5 protein-coding genes and 1 pseudogene are annotated in these 6,147 nt (G+C 46.1%); 2 read left to right on the plus strand and 4 right to left on the minus strand.

The features are described from left to right. Positions 1 to 333: pseudogene (locus RIE73_RS16275) on the minus strand (helix-turn-helix domain-containing protein); the annotation flags it as partial. A 331-nt stretch (positions 334 to 664) separates the two neighbouring features. On the opposite strand from RIE73_RS16275, the gene cax reads away from it, so the two are divergent. Beyond that, on the plus strand, positions 665 to 1,783 hold the full coding sequence (gene cax / locus RIE73_RS16280; protein WP_446402169.1) for a calcium/proton exchanger: 1,119 nt from the start codon (positions 665 to 667) through the stop codon (positions 1,781 to 1,783). 59 nt (positions 1,784 to 1,842) lie between these two features. Here the strand turns inward: cax and RIE73_RS16285 are convergent, their stop codons facing one another. The 3 genes from RIE73_RS16285 to RIE73_RS16295 all read right to left on the minus strand — a co-directional run bounded on the left by RIE73_RS16285 (position 1,843) and on the right by RIE73_RS16295 (position 5,646). Further along, a complete protein-coding gene (locus RIE73_RS16285; protein ID WP_446402170.1) occupies positions 1,843 to 3,648 on the minus strand; it encodes an alpha-glucosidase family protein in 1,806 nt (601 codons plus the stop codon). Between the two features lie 691 nt (positions 3,649 to 4,339). Next, entirely contained in the window at positions 4,340 to 5,251 is a 912-nt protein-coding gene (gene menA, locus RIE73_RS16290; protein WP_446402171.1) for a 2-carboxy-1,4-naphthoquinone phytyltransferase, read from the minus strand. A gap of 191 nt (positions 5,252 to 5,442) precedes the next feature. Further along, positions 5,443 to 5,646 (minus strand): hypothetical protein, encoded by a 204-nt coding sequence (locus RIE73_RS16295; protein WP_446402172.1) that lies wholly within the window; start codon positions 5,644 to 5,646, stop codon positions 5,443 to 5,445. 101 nt (positions 5,647 to 5,747) lie between these two features. Here RIE73_RS16295 and RIE73_RS16300 point away from each other — a divergent pair. Then, the coding region (locus tag RIE73_RS16300) for an RNA-guided endonuclease InsQ/TnpB family protein (protein ID WP_446402173.1) at positions 5,748 to 6,147 on the plus strand (400 nt) is incomplete at its 3' end.

Below are 6,147 nucleotides of genomic sequence, written 5' to 3' on the forward strand. Positions count from 1 at the left end.
GCACTACCGCCATTCCGCAACTTTAAGAAGTTGGGGTATTTAGCACGACCTGCCCAGAAATTGGTAAACGCTTTTTGCAAGTTCCTTGGGTCCCTGCTGCAATGGTACACAACTCACGTCATTAAGAAATTGCAAGTCTTCTTGCTTTTTCCAATCTGTCAGCATGGCGGATGTCTGTTTGTAGCCAATCCGCTCCTGCCTTTCGTACCAACCTTCAGTTCGAGTATGCAACGCCAAGTTGTAAACCAGACGAACGCAACCCAACGTGCGGCGCAAGAGTTGTTCTTGTTCCGACGTTGGGTAAAAACGGTATCGGTAGGCGCGTTGAGTCATAGCTCACATCCTACCGCATCTCCTGTAAAAGTGCCAGCTTGACTTGAAAACGCGGCTTTCGAAGCATCGCTGAAAGCGAGGGTCGGAAAGCCGCGAAGATAGATGAGGGTGTGATGGGGTGATGGGGGAGTCATGTTCCTTCCCGGTATGCCAGAAGCGTCTGTATGTGGGGGCAGGTTTTACCATTACCATTGGATATTCACCCTGATATCACTAAACCTGCCCCGATAGAGTGCAAGCTCTGTTCGACAAATGACCAATAACCAATGACCAATGACAAATACCAATCCTGACCGTTAACGTAAATCTGTGCCTCTTTGCTGGTTCTTATATGCTCAACAAAAACACGATTCTGTCACTGTTGTTACTATTTGTCCCCATTTCCATTGCCGCGCATTTTCTGGAATGGGGATCAGCTATAGTCTTTATTACTTCCTGTTTGGCGATCGTTCCCTTGGCGGCGTGGATGGGAACGGCGACGGAGGAAATTGCGGTGGTGGCTGGATCTACCTTTGGTGGGTTGCTGAATGCCACGTTTGGTAATGCGACAGAACTGATTATTGCCCTGATTGCCCTCAATGCTGGCTTAGTCAATGTGGTCAAAGCCACGATTACGGGATCAATTATTGGCAACTTGCTGTTGGTGATGGGCTTATCTATGCTTTTGGGGGGATTACGCTACAAGGAACAGGACTTTCAACCGATTGTGGCACGGGTAAATGCCTCCTCAATGAATTTGGCTGTCATTGCCATGTTGCTACCGACGGCGATGGATGCTACAACGCCTGAAATTGATGAAGCGACGTTACAAGGATTATCAGTTGCTGTGGCTGTGGTGTTGATTGTGGTTTACGCTCTTACCTTATTATTTTCGATGAAAACCCACAGCTATTTGTTGGATGTGGGCATGGTGGATGTTGAGTCCCAAGAGGGGAACGATGTTTCCTCCTCCACCGAGGAACCGGAACATAAGGTGAATTTAGGCTTGTGGATTGGGGTGTTACTTGGAGTCACCCTCCTAGTGGCATTAGAGTCGGAACTGTTGGTGGGAACGTTAGAGGAAGCCACGTCGGAATTAGGATTAACTGCCCTGTTTACAGGAGTGATTCTATTACCCATTATTGGCAATGCTGCCGAACATGCCACGGCGGTGACAGTGGCGATGAAAGATAAGATGGATTTGTCGGTGTCGGTAGCGGTGGGATCAAGTTTACAAATTGCCCTGTTTGTCGCCCCTGTCTTGGTGATTGCAGGTTGGTTTTTGGGTCAACCCATGGATTTGGATTTTAACCCCTTTGAATTGGTGGCGGTGGCGGTGGCGGTGTTAATCGCCAATTCCATTAGTTCGGATGGAAAATCGAACTGGTTGGAAGGAATTTTGCTGATTGCGGCTTATTTGGTGTTGGGGTTGGCGTTTTACTTCCATCCGGTTGTGGAAGGGTTGGCGTAACCTTGTAGAGACGTTGCATGCAACGTCTCTACACGTTGGCGCGTCTCTACACGCTACCCTTAATTCGACTGCAGTTGACAATCACAAGTTGGGGGCATATCACAGAAGAACACACTATAACCAGGAATTTTAACTGTATCACCTTGGCGATCGGTGGTAAAACCTAATCCTGCGGTTTCCTTACACCCCGGATAATCAGACAAGTCATAAGAGGCAGATTTGTTACTCAAATTGAAAATACACAGGATTCGCTGTTCTGCATACTCCCGGATAAAGGCAAAAATCGGTTCTTCCGTCTCTAGAAGTTCTAAGCTGCCTGCTTCTAATGCGGGTTGTTTTTTGCGCCAGTGGAGTAAACGACGCCAAGTATTGAGTAAGGAGTTGGGATCTCTATTTTGCAGATTTACTGACCGTTGATAATGATCATCGGGAACAGGTAGCCAAGGTTTGTCCGCCGTGGTAAATCCAGCGTGGGGGGCATCCGCTTGCCAAGGCATTGGGGTGCGGGAACCGTCTCGTCCTTTAATTGCTGGATAAAGGGCTTGACCAAAGGGGTCTTTAATCTCGTCCACCGGAATATCTTCTGGAATTCTGGCTTCAGTTAATCCCAGTTCATCGCCTTGATAGAGACAAATACCACCCGGTAAAGACAATAGCAGTGCTGCAATCATGTGATAAAATGCTTCCGGATAAGGATTTCCGTTCGTATCCTTTCCTGTCCAGCGCGATCGCAGACGACCATAGTCATGATTACCGACAATCCAACAATCACCGCCTTCGGTAAAGCTACTTAGCACTTTATCCATCATCCGTTGCATCAGTTTGGCGCTGATGGGTTCATCGACCAAAAGCCCACTATGATACGCCATGTGTAAGCGTTCATTCCCTGCTACAAATTCACTGGCAAGGGCAATCGAATCTTCACAGAAGGTTACTTCGCCTAAGCCAACCGTACCCGGATATTGATCCATTAGTTCCCGAATAGGTTTGAGGGCATCTAAGGTTTCCGGACGGCAGAAGTTGTACTTAAACAGTTGTCGAACCACAGGATTATCGGGGGCGACGCCATCGGGTAAAGACGCATCATCCGGACGAACAGGGTTATCCCGTAATTGGGCGTCGTGCATGAAAAAGTTAGGCGCATCAATGCGGAACCCATCAATTCCTAAATCTAACCAGAATTTTGCCCGTTCCAAAATCGCATCAATGACTGCTGGATTATGCCAGTTCAGGTCAGGTTGGCTTTCTAAGAAATTGTATAGATAAAATTGTTTACGTTCGGGTCCCCATTGCCAAGCGCTGTGACCCATAAATGCCGATAGCCAGTTGTTGGGGGGTGAACCATCGGGCTTAGGATCTGCCCAAATATACCAGTCGGCTTTCGGATTATCCCGATTTTGCCGACTTTCAAGGAACCAGGGATGCTTTTCAGAGGTATGACTCCACACTTGATCCAGCAGCACTTTCAATCCCATGGAGTGAGCCACTGCCAGTAATCGTTTAAAATCCTCTAGAGAGCCAAAAATTGGGTCAATATCCCGCATATCGGTAATGTCATAGCCAAAATCCTCCATGGGGGATTCATAAATCGGACATAGCCAGATGGCATCGACACCGAGAGAGGTAATGTAATCGAGTTGTTCTATAATGCCATTCAAATCACCGATACCATTGCCATCACTGTCTTTAAAACTCTGCGGGGAAATCTGATAAATAACCGCATTCTGCCACCACTCGCCTTGGTGAGTTACATTACGTGCATCTTCCCACGTCCATGCCCGACGATTGAGTACAGGAGTTTGCCACCAATTTTCTTTATTTTGTGATATACTTTTTTGAGGGTTTTTCATGTCTAAAAGTTGCATGATTGAATCCTTGTGTCAGTGATATGTTTAGCGGAAATGACAAGGTAAATTTTCTGAAAATAATTGCATCCAACCTCAATCCTTGTCCTTATGCTTAATTCTTATTCTTATTGAGATTGGAAAGTTATAAGCTGGTTCTGTTAAAGGGATGAGCCTGAGCAGCCCGTCCCGGTTACACTCACATACAGCATTTCAATCATGTCTCCTAATGTCTTCTAAGCGAGTATTGACCAACCATCTCTAAATACTTGTGCATGAATCACACTCAGCTTAGAACGCTTCAGAACACTAAGGTGAGTGGTTCATGGACGACTAATTAAATTGTATGCCTGAGTAACTTAGACTTACCTCTCTCCAAGGGATTAACCCTGGCTCATCCCTATATCGTTCAAGAGATGGACATCAATTGCGGCATTTTTATCTAAAGTTCAGTCACAAAAAACTCCTAGCTTCAACGCTGGAGGCTGTGAAATAGTTTAATTTATTTTTTTATACCTTACTTTATGATACTACTATCTCAACCAGGGCTGGGGATCAATAGAACTCCTGCCCAAATATCGCAGCATCCTCTCCAAAGCAGAATTCTGAGTATCCGAGATGAAGTACCTGGACATACATTCTGTACGTTGTACTAAGAAATGTTAACCAACCTCAAATCCTTACTGTTCCCTGTTCCCTGTTCCCCCATTACTTAGAGCAAAAGATTCGAGAGAACAAAGCCCCAGCCAAACAAGAGTCCACTCCAAAAATGCAGCTTAACGGCGATAAATTTACAATTACTGACTTTTGTCGGTTGATCATGATAGTCGCCAACATGCTGGACTAACTCAACAGCAAAGGGCAAACTCAGAACAATTAATCCTGTCCAAATCGGAAACATCCCTAACACAATAAACAAACCCGTCAAGGCAAAAATGCTGCCGCTTAACCAAGGAAGGAGTTTAGCACCACCTTGAGTTCCCAAGCGTACAATCGGCGATCGCTTTCCGGCGGCTATATCGTCTTCGACTTGATGGAAATGAGAACAAAATAAAATAATCGAGGTACTAATGCCAATAATGATTGAAGCCGCTAACCCGGTTGACGAGAAGGTTTGGGCTTGGGAGTAGTAAGCGGCTGCTACTGCCATGGGACCGAACGTAAAAAAGCAAATCACCTCACCTAATCCTTGATACCCCAGGCGAAAGGGAGGACCTTGGTAACTGTATCCCAAAGCGCAGCACAGCAAGACAATAACAATCACCGTCCAGTCTCGTTGCCACCAGGCGATCGCGATGATTCCCAGGATACCTGCGGCTAAAAATAGATTGCTTAACCAAAAAATTAGAGATTTGTTTCCGGTTAAATTTACTAATGAATGATGTTTGTTGTGATCAATTCCTGTCTCTGAATCAAAGACATCATTACTAAGGTTGAGCCAAGCAATAATTAAAATAGCTGACAGTAAAAATGTGCTAAAGATTCCCCAATGCATAAGGTGCGTTTCCCCGTAGGCTACAGCCGTACCAATCCAAATGGGAATGATAGCCACGCTATACATCGGTGGTTTAAGCGCCGCTAACCATAACTTATTTGGGGAATGAGCAATGAACTTTGTGGTCATGATAGCAAGTGAGACATCCAGTAGACTAGCGCTGATCCAATTAGCAATAAATACTTGTTTTCCCGGTTTGGGTCTAGAAATCGGATCAAAAAGGTACTCTATTTTACAACGTATTACTGATATAGCGGTACTAAGACAGGTTAGGACGTTCTTTACTGTTCCCTGTTCCCTGTTCCCTGTTCCCTCTTGGACTAACTGATGTCCTTTCCGTACCTCGTAGTGCTATAACTTATGACTTTTTCTCTCGCTGAGTGAACATGACGCTGGGTTTTCACCACCATGGGACAAGCCTGAGAGGGAACGATGGTAATCCCTCGTCGCCACGGTTGTACAGACGTATTGGGGGCAATCGCCAACTGATAGCGGGATAGAACCGTTGCCAGAACCAGCTTCATCTTTCGGCGGCTTTCCGACCCTCGCTTTTAGCGACGGGAGGAAAGCCGCGCCTCCGGTTACCGTTTACAGTTTTCACAGGGAATGTGATAGAATGTGAGGCATGACTCAACGCGCCTACCGATACCGCTTTTACCCAACGCCGGAACAAGAACAACTCTTGCGCCGCACGTTGGGTTGCGTTCGTCTGGTTTACAACTTGGCACTGCATACTCGAACTGAAGGTTGGTACGAAAGGCAGGAGCGGATTGACTACAAGCAGACATCCGCCATGCTGACAGATTGGAAAAAGCAAGAAGACTTGCAGTTTCTTAATGACGTGAGTTGTGTACCATTACAGCAGGGATTGAGAAACTTGCAGAAAGCGTTTACCAATTTCTGGGCAGGTCGTGCTAAATACCCCAACTTCTTAAAGTTGCGGAATGGCGGTAGTGCTGAGTTTACCCGTTCGGCTTTTAAGTGGAAAGATGGGCAATTATGGTTAGCAAAATGTCGCGAACCCT

Origin of the sequence: Coleofasciculus sp. C1-SOL-03 (assembly GCF_040220555.1) — a bacterium.
Taxonomy (GTDB): Bacteria; Cyanobacteriota; Cyanobacteriia; order Cyanobacteriales; family Coleofasciculaceae; genus Coleofasciculus.

What these genes read in the sequence shown, in the direction of transcription:
- menA (WP_446402171.1), bottom strand. Translation starts at nt 5,251, where the DNA reads ATGACCACAAAGTTCATTGCTCATTCCCCAAATAAGTTATGGTTAGCG.
- RIE73_RS16295 (WP_446402172.1), bottom strand. Translation starts at nt 5,646, where the DNA reads ATGAAGCTGGTTCTGGCAACGGTTCTATCCCGCTATCAGTTGGCGATT.
- RIE73_RS16285 (WP_446402170.1), bottom strand. Translation starts at nt 3,648, where the DNA reads ATGCAACTTTTAGACATGAAAAACCCTCAAAAAAGTATATCACAAAAT.
- cax (WP_446402169.1), top strand. Translation starts at nt 665, where the DNA reads ATGCTCAACAAAAACACGATTCTGTCACTGTTGTTACTATTTGTCCCC.